Annotated in this window: 16 protein-coding genes and 1 pseudogene; 11 read left to right on the top strand and 6 right to left on the bottom strand. The window is 54.6% G+C overall.

Going from position 1 to position 18,291, the window contains the following annotated elements; all coding sequences use genetic code 11:
- Positions 1-98: 98 nt before the first annotated feature.
- The 7 genes and pseudogenes from AC2FLA_RS07510 to AC2FLA_RS07480 all read left to right on the top strand — a co-directional run bounded on the left by AC2FLA_RS07510 (position 99) and on the right by AC2FLA_RS07480 (position 6,524).
- Positions 99-1,517: an MFS transporter gene (locus tag AC2FLA_RS07510; protein ID WP_496721484.1), complete on the top strand. Its 1,419-nt coding sequence runs from the start codon at positions 99-101 to the stop codon at positions 1,515-1,517.
- A 170-nt stretch (positions 1,518-1,687) separates the two neighbouring features.
- Positions 1,688-1,960 (top strand): hypothetical protein, encoded by a 273-nt coding sequence (locus AC2FLA_RS07505; protein WP_108859614.1) that lies wholly within the window; start codon positions 1,688-1,690, stop codon positions 1,958-1,960.
- An 18-nt stretch (positions 1,961-1,978) separates the two neighbouring features.
- Entirely contained in the window at positions 1,979-2,410 is a 432-nt protein-coding gene (locus AC2FLA_RS07500; RefSeq protein ID WP_282169590.1) for a DUF2141 domain-containing protein, read from the top strand.
- Between the two features lie 165 nt (positions 2,411-2,575).
- The gene (locus AC2FLA_RS07495; protein WP_496721483.1) at positions 2,576-2,896 is read left to right on the top strand and encodes a hypothetical protein; all 321 of its coding nucleotides are present in this window, start codon (positions 2,576-2,578) and stop codon (positions 2,894-2,896) included.
- A gap of 12 nt (positions 2,897-2,908) precedes the next feature.
- Positions 2,909-4,348, top strand: a pseudogene (locus AC2FLA_RS07490) (DUF1800 family protein); the annotation flags it as partial.
- A 4-nt stretch (positions 4,349-4,352) separates the two neighbouring features.
- Positions 4,353-5,735 carry a DUF1501 domain-containing protein gene (locus AC2FLA_RS07485; RefSeq protein ID WP_496721482.1) on the top strand — a complete coding sequence of 461 codons (1,383 nt, stop codon included), beginning with the start codon at positions 4,353-4,355 and terminating at the stop codon, positions 5,733-5,735.
- A gap of 198 nt (positions 5,736-5,933) precedes the next feature.
- On the top strand, positions 5,934-6,524 hold the full coding sequence (locus tag AC2FLA_RS07480; protein ID WP_496721481.1) for a TetR/AcrR family transcriptional regulator: 591 nt from the start codon (positions 5,934-5,936) through the stop codon (positions 6,522-6,524).
- A gap of 26 nt (positions 6,525-6,550) precedes the next feature.
- Here the strand turns inward: AC2FLA_RS07480 and AC2FLA_RS07475 are convergent, their stop codons facing one another.
- The 3 genes from AC2FLA_RS07475 to AC2FLA_RS07465 all read right to left on the bottom strand — a co-directional run bounded on the left by AC2FLA_RS07475 (position 6,551) and on the right by AC2FLA_RS07465 (position 9,719).
- Complete coding sequence (locus AC2FLA_RS07475; protein WP_496721480.1) at positions 6,551-7,612, bottom strand: 2Fe-2S iron-sulfur cluster-binding protein; 1,062 nt, start codon at positions 7,610-7,612, stop codon at positions 6,551-6,553.
- A gap of 83 nt (positions 7,613-7,695) precedes the next feature.
- On the bottom strand, positions 7,696-8,571 hold the full coding sequence (locus AC2FLA_RS07470) for an ABC transporter six-transmembrane domain-containing protein (RefSeq protein ID WP_496721479.1): 876 nt from the start codon (positions 8,569-8,571) through the stop codon (positions 7,696-7,698).
- Complete coding sequence (locus AC2FLA_RS07465) at positions 8,568-9,719, bottom strand: aromatic ring-hydroxylating oxygenase subunit alpha (RefSeq protein WP_496721478.1); 1,152 nt, start codon at positions 9,717-9,719, stop codon at positions 8,568-8,570. The genes AC2FLA_RS07470 and AC2FLA_RS07465 overlap by 4 nt, the downstream gene beginning before the upstream one ends.
- Positions 9,720-10,045: 326 nt before the next feature.
- Between AC2FLA_RS07465 and AC2FLA_RS07460 the strand changes: the two genes are divergently transcribed.
- Both AC2FLA_RS07460 and AC2FLA_RS07455 read left to right on the top strand, forming a co-directional pair.
- The gene (locus tag AC2FLA_RS07460) at positions 10,046-11,224 is read left to right on the top strand and encodes a patatin-like phospholipase family protein (protein ID WP_496721477.1); all 1,179 of its coding nucleotides are present in this window, start codon (positions 10,046-10,048) and stop codon (positions 11,222-11,224) included.
- A 108-nt stretch (positions 11,225-11,332) separates the two neighbouring features.
- Complete coding sequence (locus AC2FLA_RS07455) at positions 11,333-12,244, top strand: LysR family transcriptional regulator (RefSeq protein WP_496721476.1); 912 nt, start codon at positions 11,333-11,335, stop codon at positions 12,242-12,244.
- A 28-nt stretch (positions 12,245-12,272) separates the two neighbouring features.
- Here AC2FLA_RS07455 and AC2FLA_RS07450 read toward each other — a convergent pair whose 3' ends face one another.
- The gene (locus AC2FLA_RS07450) at positions 12,273-12,851 is read right to left on the bottom strand and encodes a TetR/AcrR family transcriptional regulator (RefSeq protein WP_496721475.1); all 579 of its coding nucleotides are present in this window, start codon (positions 12,849-12,851) and stop codon (positions 12,273-12,275) included.
- Positions 12,852-13,044: 193 nt separating this feature from the next.
- Between AC2FLA_RS07450 and AC2FLA_RS07445 the strand changes: the two genes are divergently transcribed.
- Complete coding sequence (locus AC2FLA_RS07445) at positions 13,045-14,232, top strand: aromatic ring-hydroxylating oxygenase subunit alpha (protein ID WP_496721474.1); 1,188 nt, start codon at positions 13,045-13,047, stop codon at positions 14,230-14,232.
- Positions 14,233-14,406: 174 nt separating this feature from the next.
- Here the strand turns inward: AC2FLA_RS07445 and AC2FLA_RS07440 are convergent, their stop codons facing one another.
- On the bottom strand, positions 14,407-15,957 hold the full coding sequence (locus AC2FLA_RS07440; protein ID WP_496721473.1) for a class I adenylate-forming enzyme family protein: 1,551 nt from the start codon (positions 15,955-15,957) through the stop codon (positions 14,407-14,409).
- A 120-nt stretch (positions 15,958-16,077) separates the two neighbouring features.
- Positions 16,078-16,575, bottom strand: coding sequence for a flavin reductase family protein (locus AC2FLA_RS07435; protein ID WP_109311127.1), 498 nt, complete (start codon positions 16,573-16,575; stop codon positions 16,078-16,080).
- A gap of 186 nt (positions 16,576-16,761) precedes the next feature.
- Here AC2FLA_RS07435 and AC2FLA_RS07430 point away from each other — a divergent pair, with 186 nt between their 5' ends.
- On the top strand, positions 16,762-18,201 hold the full coding sequence (locus tag AC2FLA_RS07430; protein ID WP_496721472.1) for a coniferyl aldehyde dehydrogenase: 1,440 nt from the start codon (positions 16,762-16,764) through the stop codon (positions 18,199-18,201).
- Positions 18,202-18,291 lie beyond the last annotated feature (90 nt).

Genomic DNA, 18,291 nt, shown 5'->3' with positions numbered 1-18,291 from the left:
TACCATTGTCTAACACCTTTGACAAAAAACGATCCTTATGATCTGCTTTGAGTGATCGATCACTCACCGCCTTGCTGCAAGAAGTTCCGGAGGAGAATATGAATACCAGTACTGAAAGCCCACCGGTCGGCATGCAGCTGTTTTACGGGGCAGGCGGCATTGCCAACGGCATCTTGTCGAACGGTCTTAGCTTCTTCCTGCTTATCTACTACAATCTGGTCATCGGCCTTCCAGCTGAGACGGTGGGGTTTGCCCTTTTCATTGCTCTAATGTTCGACGCTGTGTCCGATCCTGTTGTTGGTTACTTGTCGGATAACACGCGTTCTCGTGCTGGCAAGCGCCACCCGTTCATCTACGCGGCGATCATACCTGTCGCGCTCCTTTTCTGGTTAATTTGGAACCCACCTGCAGCACTGACCTCAGAGACCCAGCTATTCTGGTTCCTGCTGATCACAACGATCCTTCTGCGGACGGCGATGACGTTGTTTGATGTACCACACAACGCGATGGTGCCAGAGTTGACCAAGGACTATGGCGGACGAACCATGTTGTCTGGCCTCAAGGTCTCGGTCACTTGGATTGCCGGTCAGATCATGGTCATCGCGATGTATGTGATCTGGTTGGTTCCGACTGACACGATGCCTTACGGAATCCTCAACCAAGCCGGCTATCAGGAAGCAGGCCTTGTCGGCGCAATCCTCATAGCGCTGGCTATCACTGTCACCGCATTGGGCACGCGCAAATGGCAGAATAGAATGCTGGATATTTCGCATGTGGCGACTTACAGCATCTCAGGGTTCTTCAGACAGTTTTTCGCGGCGTTCAAGCTGCCCGCATTACTTGCCATATTTGTAAGCTCGGCCATTTTCGCTGTGGGCGCCGGGATCGGAGCAGCTTTGTGGACCTACCTGACCTCGTTCTTTTGGGAGCTGAATAATGACCAAATAGCTCTGATCCTGATGGCCAACCTGATCGGCGCTTTGATAGCGGGCGTAACCCTGAAACCCATCGCACGATCCGGCGACAAAAAGTCGAGCGCGATCTACCTGTCGATCCTCTCGGCAGTTGTGGGTGTTGCCCCTTACGTGCTGCGTGAAATCGGGTTCTTCCCTGCAAATGGCACCGAGCTTTTGATCTGGTTGCTGTTTGTTCACGGCATTCTGCAAATCATCCTGATTGTCTGGACCACGTCTTTGCTGACGTCGATGACGGCCGACGTCGTCGAATTGGGTATCAGCCAGAACGGTTTCCAGAACGAAGGGATCATCACGTCGGTCATCACATTCGTGCTTAAGGCAGGGACGGCTGGCGGGTTAGCGATCTCTGGAATGTTTCTGGCATATGTTGGCTTTCCGGAAGCGCCAGATCAATCGAACCTGACCCCAGAGGTCACCCGTGCACTAGGATGGAACTATGCCTGCCTTAGCCTCTTCATATACATGGCCTCGATTGTTGCCCTGATGTTCTACCGGTTGGACAAGGCGCAATTCGACCAGCTTCAGGCAATCCATGACTAAACAGCTGGCGCGTCGCCCGCGTGGACGGAACTTCAACTGATCTGCAATGGCGGCAAGCCAGAATATTACACAGCCTCTTTAAAGCCACGCAGTTTTTTGAGGCATAGGTAACCCATCGTCGTGCCCACTTTGATGCGGGCACAAACCCCGAAAATAGATAGAGAAGTTCAATGCAATACCTCAAATCCCACCCCCTTTCTTGGATCATCTTCTTATGTTTGCTGTTGGCCACATGGTTTCAGGTCTACGCGATCTGGGGGTTGCTGTTCATGTGGTGGGCCGCCTCATCCTTCATGACCGGCCAGGCCTTTTTGATTGAAACAATCGACAGCCGAGAAAACCCGCCGCTTTTCTACGCCATCACGATCATGTGGTTCGCCTTCGGGCTGCTTTACGTCGTGCAGGATCTCGCATGGCGTCTGTTCGGAATTTACATTGGTTAACTGTTCAGGAGAAACTCAATGACCAAGACTGCTTTCTTCGCTGGCCTTATGGCTCTGGCGGCCTCCCAGGCTACGGCTGGGGACATACAGATCGATATCACTGGTGTTGACGCCGGACGCGGGGGCGTCATCCACGTCCTGGCATTTGACGATAAGGCCGCATTTGACCAAAGCCAAATGGCGAAAATCGTGGGCTACGCAAAGATCCCGGCATCAGGTAGCTCGGTTTCCGGAACTCTCAAAAACCAGAATCCCGGACAGCTTGCGATCATGATCCACCATGACCAGAACGATAACGGCCAGTTCGAGATGAAAGGGCCGATCCCGCAAGAAGGTTGGGCATATTCCAAGGGCGCAGGCGTCAGATCGTTGCCGGCCTTCGAAGACGCGGCGATCGAATACGATGGCAATACCTCATCGCTTGGTTTGAAAATGAATTACGCAAACTAAAGCTACCTTTCAAATTTGACCCCAACTGCCCCGGAAACGGGGCATTTTTTTGCGGATATCGAATTCTTCGGGTTGAAACGGCGGGGCTAAGTTTTATTTTGTCTCACATGACAATTTATGCCAATCCCAGTTACTGTCGTCAGATCTAAAGGACCGCCATCCACCATGAAGTCATCCTTGGAAGACACCAGTCGATTCTTGATGCAGGCCACGCTTGGGGCCGATCAGAGATTACTGCATCAGGTCAGCAAGACCGGCCCGGAACGCTGGTTGGATGATCAGCTGAACGCCTCGGTCGGAAACAATGGGCCGTTCGAAAAGTCCACTCGCAAGATTTGGAAAAGCTTCCGAAAGCGCCTAAAACGCGCGCATGGCGAATGGGCGATCAACGGCGACGGCAACAACCCCGCCCTGCCCTATAAATGGTATTTCCACATGGCCTGGTGGAACCACACCCTGACGCAACGCGACGACTTGCTGCGCTAGCGTGTTGCGCAGGCACTGTCCGAGATCCTGGTCATCTCGGACGCGTCATCGCTGGAGCTGGATGCCATCGGGATGGCGAATTACTATGACCTGCTCTATAAGCACGCGTTCGGCAGTTATTCAGAACTTCTGTACGATGTGTCGATGCACCCGATGATGGGTATCTACCTGTCGCATATGACCAATCAAAAGGCGAACGAGGCAAAGAACATCCATCCGGATGAAAACTATGCGCGTGAGATCATGCAGCTGTTTTCGATTGGCTTGTTCGAGCTGAACCCCGATGGCACCGAGAAACTGGATGCCAGTGGGGATCCGATCCCGACCTATGACAATCGCGACATCAAGGAGCTTGCTCGCGTCTTCACCGGCTTGTTGCCCGCGGCCTATAAGTACGAGTGGAACACATCGTTCTGGGAAAACAGCTATAACGGCTATCCCGTTCAGTTTGATGACGGGGTCGAAAACGCCTATAAGACAGTGCCTTTCATCGACGCCACAAAACCGATGATCGTGGAAGAGGCCTATCACGACCGCGGCGCAAAGTCCCTGCTGAACGGTCGTCTGACCCTGCCCGGCGATCAGTCCGGACCAAAAGAAATTCGTTCGATCATCGACCAACTGGTTGCCCACCCTACGACCGCGCCGTTCATCGCAACCCATCTGATCAACCGGCTGGTCACCTCCAATCCCTCGCCCGCCTATGTCGAAGCGGTGTCGCAGGCGTTTGGTCCAAACGGAGATTTGAAAAGCGCAGTTCGCACAATCCTGACCTACCCATTGACCAATGAGGTTGCCGCCAAACGTCTGCCTTCGGCATACAAATCCCCGACAAAAGTAGTACAGTCCCAAAAGCTGAAATCGCCCCTGCATCGCGTCACGCAGGTTCTGCTTGCGTTTGGAGCACATAACCAAACCGGCAAGCTGTGGCTGCTGGGTGATGACATTCAAGAGGCGCTGCAGATGCATCCGCTGTCCGCGCCCACGGTGTTCAATTTCTACAAACCCGATTTCACCCCGCACGGCGCATTGCAGAAAATGGGCCTTCGCGCGCCCGAGTTCGAGCTGCACACAGCCGCGACCTCAGTCGCTTATGTCAACAACATCTACTACTGGTTCTTTGGCGGCTACTTGCCGCTGGTCTCGACTCAGATCGGCACGGGCCCTGAACAGATGATGGTGATGGAATTTGACCCCGATACGCTATGGGCCAATTCCAAGAACGCGCTGCGCTTCGACCTGAGCGAAGAGATAAAAATCGCACAGAACCGTGGCCGTCATGATGAGCTGATAGATCGGATTTCCGTACTGTTGACCGGTCGGACTGATGCCGAAGTGCGCAAACGGATCAAGCAGGCCTATGTTCAGTATGCGGACAATCCCGAATGGGTGGTGCAGACCATCGCCTTCATGATTGCCGTTTCCCCAGAATTCACCGTGCAGGAGGCCTGAGCCCATGCTGACCAAATCCTTTACGCGCCGGCAGTTTTTGTCCTCGACCGGTGTTGCCGCGACTGGCGCGATGATGGGTGCCGCACTGCCCGGTTTGGTGCAAGCAGGGACGGGAATGATCAAACCGGCCCGCAGGGCGCTTGTTTTTGTTATGTTGGATGGCGGCAATGACAGCTTCAACATGCTGGTGCCAAAGGACAAAATCGCGCACGGCCAATACTCGGAAACGCGGGCCAATCTTGCCCTTTCGCGAGGTGAGCTGCTGGACTTGGATACGCCCAAAGATCGGCTGGGCCGCAGCTTTGGCCTGCACCCTTCGATGCCCGAAATGGCCGAGCTGTTCGATCAAAGGCGCCTCTCTTTTGTCGCCAATGTTGGGCCCTTGATCGAACGAGTCCGGAAAGAGCAGTTCTACGACGGCTCGGCCGCACTCCCCCTGGGACTGCTGAGCCACGCGGACCAGTTCAAACACTGGCAAACCTCGCGTCCGGATCTGCGTGTGAACGACGGATGGTTCGGGTTCTTTGCCGATGACCTACAGCCCTCAAAATCGGCGCACGAGATCGGCATGAACATCTCATTGGCCGGAAACAACATTGCGCAGAACGGCAAGATCGACTTGCCATATGCAATCACAGACAAGGGCAGCGTCGGTCTGTACGTGAAAGAAGAGAAAAGTCCGCTCAACAACCTGCTTTTGGACAGTTTCAACCGAATGATGAATGCCGATCAAAACGGCGACCCCTTTCGCGAGACATATCTGAACCTGACCCGCGACGCGCAGTCCAAACACGAGACGTTTAAATCCGCGACCCGTGGGATCAAGATACCCCGGTCCTTCCCCTCCTCGGACCTTGCACAGCAATTGCGTATGGTTGCCAAGACGATTGCCGCCTCGGACCGGCTGGGTCACGAGCAGCAAACGTTTTTCGTGCGCTATATTGGCTGGGACCATCATGATGAACTGTTGGCGAACCATGCCCGTATGCTGCGCGTATTGTCCGAAGCGCTCGGCACCTTTCAGGCAACGCTTGACGACATGGGGTTGGCCGATCGTGTCGTGACATTCACCGGATCAGATTTCGGCCGGACGCTGACGTCGAATGGCAACGGTACGGATCATGGTTGGGGCGGCAATACCCTGGTTATGGGCAATGCTGTCAAAGGCGGGCTGATTCTGGGGGACTACCCCGAACTCGGCCTGGCCAGCGACAACAAACTTGATGTGGGTGACGGTGTTTTGATTCCAACGACCTCGACCGATCAACTTTATGCTGACCTATCTATTTGGTTTGGTGTGCAACCTTCGGCACTGAACACTCTGTTCCCAAATCTCAACAGATTTGCGGATGTGGCGGGAGGAGAAAGGCTTGGGCTTTTCACCTAGACCCACCGCCCTCAAACAGTTCGCCCCACCGGGACGCTTGAACACTGCTTGCGTTAGATTATCGTCTGGAACGATGGGCACTAATGCAGAAAGCGCTGAAGAGCGGTAGACACTCTAAACTTAAATTGACTGTCAGTATTGACAGTCAATTTCAACTAAGATATCTCTAAAATTCCGTTTCTGTGTAAGGGTAATCGCATGGGTCGACCCTCGGTACAAGATCAACGTAAAAAAGAAGTCCTCGATGCCTTTATGTCGTGCGTCGTACTGTATGGTGTCGAAGGTGCCACGCTTGAACATATCGCGGCGCAGGCCGGGTTGAAGCGTCCGCTGATCCGTCATCACCTTGGCAACCGCAAAGCCATGGTTCTGGCGCTAGGTGAGCATGTCGTCGAAACATTCAACAGACAGAGTGAGACATTGCGCGCCGCACTGGCCGGTCACCCCGGTGTCCGTAATCTGATCGAAGCCTTGTTTAACTCAGACGGCGAGATGGATCCGCGGACTAACATTTGTTACCAGGCCCTCGTCAACTCGATTGAGATCTACCCAGAACTTCGCAAACCGCTGCTGGAATCGATGGAGGCCTTTTATAAGGTCGCGATAGATATCGTTCTTGCGTCGCACCCGAAAGCCGACAAACAAGCCTGTGAGATCGTCGCCCACGGAATCGTAAACCTGTTTATCACTACGGATGCTTTCATTCCGCTCAAACCTCCAAAAACATGGGGTTATTCGTCCTATTTCGCTGCGCTGAAATTGGCTGAAACACTGGAAGACAAAACCTGACGGCGACGGCCCGGCCAATGGCCGGGTTAATCGTAACTGACCGCAAGCTTGTCCGTCGTGGCAACCGCCTGACAGGACAGGACGGCACCTTTCGCGATCTCATTATCATCCAAAGCGGTTCGCGCCCGCATATGAACCGCGCCTTTTTTCACCTGACACCGGCACGCCCCACAGACCCCAGACTGGCAGGAATATGGCGGCTCCAACCCCGCGTGTTGAGCAGCCTGCAAGATCGTCTGACCAGATGTCATCTGAACCGATTGTCGCTGTCCGTTCAGCGTTATGTCCACAACGGCATCAACGCCCTTGACACTGTCATCGGTTTCTTGCGCGCCGCCGTAGCTTTCCATGTGTATCCGACCGGCAGGCACGTCCAGAGACATAAGCGCGTCTTTGACCGCTTTGTTCATCCCGCCGGGACCACAGATGTAGTACTGGGCATTCTGGGCATAAGGCGGATTTTCCGTGATCAGTGCCTCGATCGCATCCTTGTCGATGACACCCCTACGCCAATAGGCGAAACTGGACCACATTGAAGGCTTGGACAGAAGGTGATGCACCGTCAGGCGTTCCGGAAACGTCTGTTGGTATTCGGCAAACTCATCTTTGAACAGGATACTGTCTGCGTTTGCATTGCCATAGGCCAGATGCGCAACCGACCACGGCTCGGCCAAAAGCACGGACTGAAGCATGGAATGCAACGGGGTGATACCACTGCCCGCCCCAAAGAAATAGTGTGTGCGCCGTTCCTCCGTGTCTGTATCCAGACAAAAACTGCCGAATGGCGGCATGACGTCGATCACATCACCCTTTTGAACTGTATCGTTAATATGGTTGCTGACGAGCCCCTTTTTCACCCGTTTGACGGTGATACGCAGCGGATCCCCTGAAACGGGCGAAGACGAGATCGAATAGCTTCTGCGCACCTCTTCACCTTTGATCCAAAAGCGAAGGGTCAGGTGCTGACCGGCACGCCAGGCAAAGTCTTGGGCCAGATGTGGCGGCACGTCGAACATGACGGATTTGGCCTGCCCGCCGATCTCATTACGCGTTTCAAGCACCTCAAGCGGGTGAAAATCTCTGGTCATTTGAGCCTCCGAAATTCGTGCCGTGCGAATGGGCAGGATGTGTGATGATACCCGAAATGGGCCGGGTGTTTGAATTGAACGGTTTAGGCATTGGCACCCTGTTTTGATGCTGGCGCGTTGATCCGCTCGGTAATCTCGGACAAGCGCGCAAGGCTTTGCAAGACCATCGGTAAAACCACAACCGATTGCACAAACTCGAACGAATAGGTGACAACCGAGAAGATCTGCCCTGCCGTCGCCCCGCTTTGCGTCGCTGCAAACCACAGATTGAAGCCCAGCATGCTGAGCAAGACGGCAAAAATCGCAGCGTAGACAATAGCCTCGGAATCCGACAACCGAACCTCATGCGTGCGCAATCGAAACAAGTGTTGGCCGATCTTTTTCAGATCCATGCTTTGCAACGCAGTAACCTGTCTTTCTGACTGGTGGTTCAACAGCCCATTCAGGCGGAAAAAGCGACGCGAAAACAAGGTAAAGATGATCATGATAATCACCGCAGCGGCCCCTGCCGCGGTGGCAAGTGCCCCGTGAAAGGACATCAGAATACCGACCGAGACCAGAACCTGCACGACTGCACCCATCGATTCAGGGGCCTCATTTTCCAGAAAATCAACCAGCTCGCGCGCCATCAGAACACGCGCATTCAGCACCGAGACCTCGCGCCCCGCATCCCGCTTGGCCTGCGCCTTGCCCAATTCGACGCGGATCGTGCCATAGGCCCGCGTGTCATAAATACGCCGCAACGTCGACACAACCAACAGCGCCGCCATCGCAACACCGAAATGGATGAACGACGTGCAGTCCCCATTCGACAGACCGTCGATCGAATAGCCGATCAACAGGGGAAGAAGGGTAAACAACGCCGTTTCAACCAGGGTCAGACCCCAGGTCGTTACGATCTTTGTGCGAAAGACCCGCAGCAAAGTCGCAATCGACAACCGGCCGTCGGGGTTGATCATTCTTCTTGCAACCAATCGCGAACGACCCTTTGGTGCTGAACCACCGGGCTTTCCCCAACTGCGGCTGGACCAACCTCGAAATAGGGCGACGTCAGGGATTTCTGTTGCTGTTCACAGGCATAGATGTCCTCTTGCGTGAAATCGCCCGAGGCCATCGGATCGTTTTTATCATACGCATCATCACCGTCATATTTGCCTTTGATGCCAAAATTGTTCCAGAAAGACGCCGACCGGGTGGCCTGTTTCGAAAACTCCCAGCCCGAGGCATTGGCAACACGCGTCCGGTTCAGAATCCGCGTCCTGTCCGGAGCAAGCGGGGTAATGATAAAGACGTTCCACACGTCCTCTGACGCACCAATTCCGACCCCTGGAAACAGCATCGGCACCCATGCACCATTCTGATCTTCGGGAACGACCCGCGGCATCTGAAGCTTTTTGTTCTGATCTTTGGCGAACTCTTCGACCGGCGGTTCCCAAAAGATGTAGTGCGGCCCGTACCAACCATATTGCGCATTGGCGTGGTCATACATCTGCAACGTGTTCGAATGCAGGTGGCTCAGATGGTAGACGTCGATGTAATTCTCGACGACGATTTTCCAATTGGCCTTGATTTCATAGATGTTCGAGGTGTCCTCGTGTTCCACCAGTTCTTCTGGCACGTGTGGTCCGACCTTATCGTCCACGTCGCCAAACCATTTCATGATCGACCCTGCATTCGGGTCAGGATGCACAAACAACATACCCTTCCAGATATCGACCGAAGCAGGTTTCAGGCCAAGGCAGGATTTGTCGACGGACTTATATTCGCGATGCTCATCCGGGACCGAGATCAGGTTGCCCTCAAGATCATAGGTCCAGTCGTGATAGGGGCAAGTCAGCGCTTTTTGGGTCTTTCCCACGGCGCGGATCAATTGGGTGCCCCGATGTCTGCAGATGTTGTGGAAGGCCCGCAGCCTGCGATCCCTTCCCATGACGATAAACAAGTTGTTCAATCCCGCCTGAACCGAAAGATAATGGCCTGGCTCGGGCAAATCTTCCATAAAGCCGGCAAACCGCCATGTTTTTGAGAATATCTCTCGCTGTTCACGGTCGAACCACTCCTGCGATGTATACGCTTCTGCAGGTAACTCATGGTACATTTGCGGCATGCTGTCCCCTCCTCGGACCGTCGTCTTCACGGTTGGCAAGCTAAGCGTTTTGACCTCAGCAACAGTGATTAACACATGCCCGATCTTACGGTGCTTTGAAACGAGATAGGCAAACAGCAATCAACTGTCAATGGTGACAATTTAAAGATTACAATCAAACGAAGCAAGTAAGCGCACTCTTGCAATGCCCGCCGTTTCGATCGGTGTCATCTCGCACATTACCTAACGATACAATCAGATTAAGGCGCCTGCAGAGATTTGGCACTCAACAAAATATGCTTGGCACTATACAGAGCGGCACCACTTTCAAGACGGACAATTCATCTATGCCCTCATTCAAGATTTGCGTCAATTTCGCCCTCGTGCTGATGCTAACCGCCTGTGCCGGCAGCTATGATCGGACAGCACTTACGCCGACGCCCGAAAATTACGAAACCTTTCTGCCGGTTGGCGTAACCCCGGACAGCCGGTATTTCGAGGATGATAGCCGCGACCGTCTGGCAACCCTCAATGCGGATATGCGCAAGACGCTGGCACAGGTTCCAAGGGGACAAGGCCTGAACATTCTAGCGTTGTCAGGCGGCGGCCAGCACGGAGCTTTTGGGGCCGGCGTTCTAAATGGCTGGACCGCCAAGGGCACACGCCCGTCCTTTGATGTGGTCACCGGAATCTCCACCGGCGCGCTGATTGCGCCCTTTGCTTTCCTCGGTCCGGAATATGACAGCCGTCTGAAGCGGTTCTACACTGAAACCGCGACCCGGGATGTCGTGCGATTAGACGTTTCGGGTGCCGTCTTTGGGCGCGGATTCCTGACCAAAGCAACGCCACTGAAAGCGGCGATCAAGCAAGAACTTACCGACGATCTGATCCGCGAGATCGCGGAGCAGCACAGATTGGGCCGCCAGCTTTTGATCGGCACCACCAACATCGACGCGGAACGTCCGGTGCTGTGGAACATCGGAGCTATCGCCCAAACCGACACACCGGGCGCACGGGAGCTGATCCGGGATGTAATTTTGGCCTCGGTCTCGATACCTGTCGTATTCCAACCAGTTACAATCAAAGTGATCAATGGCGAAGTTCAACGCGAAGAACTGCATGTGGATGGCGGTCTGACCCGCGAGATTTTTGCCTACCCATACGACTTGCAGATGCGTCAGCTATTGCGGGACGCTGGGCTGAGCAACCAAAAAAACCGCATTTGGTTAATCCACAACAAAACGCTGGAACCGAGTTTCGATCCCTTGCCCGGAAATGCAACCGCAGTGGCTAACCGCGCGTTCGAGATGCTGATCCGTTCGCAAAGCCTTGGCAATATCGAAAGCATCCTGACCCTCGCTAACCGGGACGGGTTTCAAGCCAACATCACCTATATCCCCAAGGAATTTCAAAGAAAGCCGCAGGAACCCTTCGACCCCGAATACATGACCGAACTGTTTGCGATCGGTTATTGGGCCGGACAGCATAAGGAAGGGTGGATCTATGATGCGCAGCAGTGGCAGTGACGAGGACTTAAGGCCCAGCCAATTACTGAAGCAGACAATCAACAAGATGTTTGAACAAAGCGCAAATAACTGCAAGATAACGGGGCAATTCATGAGCAGACCGCATAGATGGTAACGCCTCGCCGCCTTTTCCCCTCAATCTCATCACTCCGCGCCCTTGAAGCGCTGGATCGCTTAGGCTCGGCTTCTGCGGTCGCGGATGAGCTTGCCCTGACTCAAAGTGCCGTCAGCCGGCAATTACAAACACTGGAAGCCCAATTGGGTGTCGATCTGATCCGCCGGGATCGCAAACGCCTGCTGCTGACCCCGGTTGCGCAGGAATATGTAGCCGAGGTCCGGCAAGGTCTGAACCAGATCGCTCAGGCCTCGTTAAAGCTGCACGTGGCTCCTATAGGCGGCACCCTGAACCTCGCCATCTTGCCGACGTTCGGAATGCGTTGGCTGGTGCCCAGATTGCCCGAGTTTGCCCGCATGCACCCGGAAATAACCATCAACATGTCGACCCGCCTGCGTCCGTTCAGTTTCACCTCTGAACCCTTCGACGCGGCGCTGCATTTTGGTGAACCCGATTGGCCCGGCACGGATCGGCTGTTGCTGCGTGTGGAAAGTGTATTGCCGGTTTGCGCGCCATCCCTGCTGCCCAAAGGTGCGCCGTCATCACCGCGAGATCTGCTGAAACTACCATTGCTGCACATCCAGACCCGGCCCCACGCCTGGCAAGAATGGTTCAGTCATATGGGGACTAGCCATCCCGACGCATTGCCCGGAACGATTTACGATCAATACACAACGATCAATCAAGCGGCGGTTCACGGTCTTGGCGTTGCGTTGTTGCCCAATTATTTGATCGAACAGGACCTCGCGACAGGCAAACTGATCGCAGCCTTCCCGGACGCGGTTGAGATGATGGGCGCCTACTATCTTGTTTGGCCTAATACCAAGTCGGACGACCCGTCGCTGCGCAGCTTTCGTCACTGGCTATCTACGCAGGCACAAACCGAAGAGGGTCTGCCCCGCTGACGGTGTCGAATGCGATCCGACCTAGCAATCACAATGTTTTCGTCAGCAATGAAGCCGCCCGTTTCAATTCCATGCGCCAATTGGTCGGCGCATCAAGTGCGGCCAGTGAATCAAGGGACAGGAAGATCGTTGAAATGCCATGCGCCGCGGCCCTCACCCGTTCTGGCGTGGCGTCGGGCGACACGCGAGCAAGGAATTTCTCAAGAACCGCCACAAAACGTGCCAGAACTTCCAGCAACGGCTCCGCAAGCTCGGGATGGTCCCCGACTGATGCGGACAACCCCTGCCACGCAGCAGCAAGCCGTGGGTCGATCTCTTCATCTTCGGCAAATAGGATTTCCAAGAGCTGATCGCCTGTTTCGATCTGCGTAAGATGACAGTCCAACTCCAATGTCAGCGCGTTGAACGCGTCTGCGACATGCTGATTTAGCGCTTCAATCATCTGGTCACGATTGCCAAGGTAGTGCCGTAACAATGGTCGCTTCACACCAGCCTCGGCCGCGACACGCTGTTGGGTGGCGCCATCAAGCCCGTACCGGGCCACGCAGGTCATATAGGCATCAAGGATTTCTTCTGACCGTTGCGGTTTTAAACTCGGGCGCGGCATAGCGTTTCCAGTCTCTCCATCAGGCTCAGGACAAGAGCCCTTGAAATCTTGATTAACCGCAGTTCTTGCGGCCAATTTCTTCCAAATCGTCAAAATTAGTGAACGATCACTTTGCATTGACATATGCCGCGTTCAAGGTTACCTGTCAACAATGACAATAATGAAAACTTAGCAGCCATTTGTGAGATCATTCATGCAACAGCCAAACCAAATGCCAGAGGTCGCTACCCAGGAATTGCCACCCGAAGCCTACACATCAGATGAATGGCTGGCGCAGGAAAACAAGAAGCTGTTTTCGCGCAGCTGGGTGTTTGCTGGCGTCGAGTCAAAGGTTGCCAATGCGGGCGATTACATGACGGCCAAGGCAGGGCACTTTACCCTGGTCGTAATCCGCGGAAACGACGGCGAACTGCGTGCGTTCCACAACATTTGCCGACATCGCGGAACCGAACTGTTGGACCACGGCTGCGGAAATGCGGGCAAGACGATCGTGTGCCCCTATCACTCGTGGACTTTTGGCCTGGATGGCGCGCTGCGTGGTATCCCTGACCAGCAAGCCTGTTTCCCGGACATCAACAAAAAAGAAAACGGCCTGCACAGGGCTTCGGTCGCGGTGTTCAAGGGCATTGTTTTTGTCAATCCCGAACCCGATCAGGACTTGTCAGAATGGCTCAGCGGATTGGAAGATGTTGTCTGGCCGCACGACATCACCAGCCCTGAACTGATATCTTACGGTGAACCTGTAACCTATGAAATGCAGTGCAACTGGAAAGTGTTCTTCGAGAACGCGATCGACGGATACCATCTGGCCTATCTGCACAAGAACACTCTTGGCGGCCCAACTCAGGACAAGAACATCTGGGACCCTTATGGCGACAATCAGGTTTGGTACTCGACCGAGAATGAAACCGTGCGTTCGCGTGTTCCGAATTTCGTGTCAACGCGCATGGACAAATGGAATGCGAAGAAAATCCCGCATGCTGAGAAAGAAGGCTATGGTGGCGTCTACATGTTGTTCCCGACAACCCTGATCGTGGCAAGCCCGTGGTCCTTCTCGATATCAGTGATGGAGCCTGTAAGCGCAGGTGTGACACGGTTGCATGCTTATGTCTGGGCCGCAAAATCATGGATGTCGAGCCGCGGTTCCGTCAAGGATATCCCCGGCTATGACAAAGTATCCGGCATGATCAAAAGTTCGCACTGGAAGGTGCATCCGCTGGAAACGCAGGACTTCCAGACTGAAGATGTGTATGTCGTCGAGAAAATGCAGCGTGCGATGATGTCGCCCAAATACGTGGTTGGCAAAATGGCCGCTGGTCCGGGGGCTGAATCTCCGCTGACCTACTTTCAGAGATCGGTTCTGCGCCACATGGAGGCGTAGATACACAAGGCAAGCGACGGAGATTTTTCTAAGTCGCTTGCCCAACCAGATGGCCTGCTTCATTTGAGGTGGGCCATTGAAACGACGAGGCTTGACCGCATTTCAACGATCAAGCCTCACACTGTTTTTCGACCTTTCATTTCCTGACCAAGAGCATTCGGTCAGGAAGGGCGCTCAGGCCGCGCCGCTTTGATCGTCGCGACTGCAAATCTCGATGATTTCGCGTTTTTGAATTTTACCTGTCGGGCCTTTGGGCAATGCATCCCAAATCTCGATATCTTTCGGGATCTTGAAGTTGGCAATCTTACCCCGGCAGTACTCACGCAGTTCCGCGCCGCTGACAGCGGTGTCAGAGTTCAGAGTGACAACGGCATGAATCCGATCCCCCCATTTCGGATCGGGCAGACCAAACACACTGACTTCGTCGATTGCATCATGCTCAGCCAGACAGTTTTCGACCTCAACCGGGAACACGTTATATCCGCCGGACTTGATGCGGAACTTTGCCCGGTCCTTGAGATGTACGTAACCCTCGGCATCGATCACAGCAATATCCCCGGTATGCAGCCAACCATCACGGACGGTTTCCGAATACTCCACCGCTTGGTTCCAATAGCCCGGAATCACATAGGGCGAGTGTATCAGCAGCTCGCCCGCCTCACCGTTTGGAACGTCATTGCCCCGCTCATCCACCACACGCACGTCCACGTAATAAAGTGCTCGACCCGCGCTTTCCAGACAGTTGTGCCCGTCTTTCAAAGCGCGTTCATGATCCGTTGCGGTCAGCATCATGCCCATGCCCATCAGCTCGGTCGTGCCAAACATCTGCAAGAACTTGCACCCGAAAGCCTTGAGAGCATCGCGCACTGTCGCGGGTGGAATTGGCGCAGACCCATACCCCAATTGCCGGATCGACGAGCAATTGTATTGCGTAATCAGGCCGGAAGACAGCAGGTCGTTCAGCATTGTCGGCACCAGAACGCAGATCGTCGCCTGCTCACGGTCAATAAGCTTAAGCGCCGTTTCAGCATTCCACTCGCCGACAATAGCGCATTTGGTGCCGTGGAACATGTTACGCAACAGGTGAATGATCGGAACGCCCGATGCCGGCATCGCGTGCAACCAGACATCGTCCGGACCCGCTCCTTCCGTCAGAGCGATTACACCCATCGACTCGATCATCAACGCGTGAGGATAGATCGCACCTTTCGGCAAACCGGTTGAACCGGTTGTGTAGCAGATCATCAATTGCTCATGCGATGTATGGGTGAAGGCCCCGCGATCAGATGCTGCTGCGATAAAGGTTTCATAATCCTGCTCCAGCGCATGCTGGGCACCGACACCCACCAGCACCGGTTGACGCTTGCTGAAGGTCAACGCCTCTTGGGCAATTGCAACTTTCGTGTCCTGCACGATCAGAACATCCAAGCCCGCGTCGTCAATCAGCGCGCCGATTTCGCGCGGGGCGAGGCGATAGTTCAGACCCACGCGAATTGCACCCGCCTTGGCGCAAGCGCCGATGGTTTCTGCGACCTCGATGCAGTCGGGTAGGATCACGCCGACCCTGTCACCCTTGCGGACATCCAGCGACCGCAACGCATGCGCCAGCGCATCCGTTCGCTGACCCAACTCGCGCCAACTGCGACGGCGGTCCAGTTCCACATAAGCATCTTGATCCCCAAAGCGGTCTGCGTTTCGGTCGATCAGCTGTCCAAGCGTCGGCATTGGTGTCTCCTCCCGGGCATCATCACGGCAAATTTTTAGTTACGTGATGGTCGTTTTTAGTGGCGGTTTTTGGTGGTGTAAGGCGTGCGGAGTCAGGTGAAAATTCACTTTAACCCTACATCAGCCTTCCAGCGGTGTGAGTTTGTGAAATCCCTTGCGCCCATAAATAAGCGCCGATTTTTCCGGGTTCAGGTGAACTTCTTTCACCATACCGAAGAACACCGCATGTGTCTTCGTGTTGGCCCAGTTGTCGACCACGCATTCAAAGGACACGACGGACTCTTTCAAAACAGGCAGACCCAGATCTCCTTTGATCCATGTCCCGGCTGCTTGGAACTGTTGTTCCTTGTCCATTTTCGACGAAAAGGCACCGACAACCTCGGTCATGTCATCAGGTATGAGGTTTACGGCAAACTTTCGGCTGTCCATCACGACCCCATATGTTCGCGCTGTTCGGTTGATGCATACCAGCAAAGCTGGCGGATCGGCAGTTAACGAACATACCGCCGTCGCGGCCATCCCGGCGCGCGAATCTTCGAATTCTGATGTGATTATGGTCGTTGAGGCCGCCAGCAACTGCATGCCGGTCTTGAACCTGTCTTCTGTGGTCAGGGTCATACTGCGCTCTTGCTAATTAGTGAACGATCACTTACCTTCCATAACGCCGGACAAATGTCAACGCAGACTTCGCAGCCCGGCGGGAAAGAAACGAAACCCGACCCTTGTGACCAAGGGACCAGAACGGGCACACAGACCAACAGGACGACGGTTGCACACCGAAAAACCAACCGCAGGAGACGCGTATTGAACCAGCATAGCCCCAACCCCGCCGAGAGCCTCGCGACGCTTTTGGAGACCCAAAAAGCCCACCAGGCAGAGCATGGCGCGCCAAACGCGGCTGAACGCAAGGATCGCATCGCGCGGCTAATCGACCTGGTATTGGATAATCGCGATGCCCTGATTGACGCAATCTCGGCTGATTTTGGCAACCGGTCACAACACGAGACGATCGCGGCCGACATCGCTGGCACGGTGAAACAGTTAAAATTCGCGCGGGACAACCTTGATCGCTGGATGCGCCCTGAGAAGGCAAAAGTCGAGTTTCCCCTGGGATTGCTGGGCGCGCGCGGTCGCATCCATTATCAACCCCTGGGTGTCATTGGGATTGTTAGCCCCTGGAACTTTCCGATCTATCTGGCTATTGGCCCAATGGCCGAAGCCTTTGCGGCAGGCAACTCGGTCATGCTGAAGCCGTCAGAGTTCACATCCCGCACATCCGACCTTTTGAAATCGCTGATAGAAGCAAACTTCGCCCCTCACGAAGCCGTGGTTGTAACCGGTGGCGTCGACGTCGCACAGGCGTTCACCGCCCTGCCTTTTGACCACCTGCTGTTTACCGGTGCCAGCACCATTGGCCCGCACGTCCTTCGTGCAGCAGCTGAACATATGGTGCCCACAACACTGGAACTTGGCGGCAAGAACCCAGCCATCATCGCCCCCAGCGCAGATATGAACCTTGCGGTCGCCCGGATCGCCGCGGGCAAAGGATTCAATGCGGGTCAGGTTTGCCTGGCACCGGACTATGTCTTGGTCCCACGCGCAAAGATGGAAGAATTCGCCACCCAGCTTGCGGCAAAACTTGCCGAGGCCTTCCCGACCCTGTCCGGCAACCCGGACGTCACCCACATCGTGACCGACCGCCAATTCGACCGGCTCAAGGGCCTTGTGGAGCAAGCACGCTCCGCAGGGGTGCGGGTCGTTCAGGTCAATCCCGCCAACGAAGATCTCTCAGCCACAAATGAGAAAATTCTGCCCCCGACATTGATCGTCGACGCCGATCCGGCGCTGGACGTCATGCAGGATGAAATCTTTGGGCCGATCCTGCCAATCCTGCCTTACGATTCGCTTGATCAGGCCATAAGCTTTGCCAACGCCCGTCCGCGCCCCCTGGCGGCTTACGTATTTGCTAAAGACACGGGCGAGCAGGAGCAGGTGATGGAAAGCACCATTTCCGGCGGAGCGTGCATCAACGAGACCATCATGCATTCGACCCAGAACACCCTGCCCTTTGGCGGCGTCGGAAATAGTGGCATGGGCGCTTATCACGGCCTGCACGGCTTCAAACGGTTCAGCCACGCAAAGGCTATTTTCAAGCAGATCAACATGGACGGCGTCTTCAAGGCTCTTCGCCCGCCCTATGGCGAGAAGTTCTTTAAGACAATGGCACCGTTCCTGAAAAAATAACCTGGCGCACTAACAAAAGAAGGGAACTCCGCATGTACGGAGTTCCTTTCAATTTTTTACGGTATAGCTGACAACACGGCTTGCTATAGC

Source organism: Ruegeria sp. CDSA033, from assembly GCF_059612305.1.
This window is presented reverse-complemented; position numbering and strand designations above follow the sequence as displayed.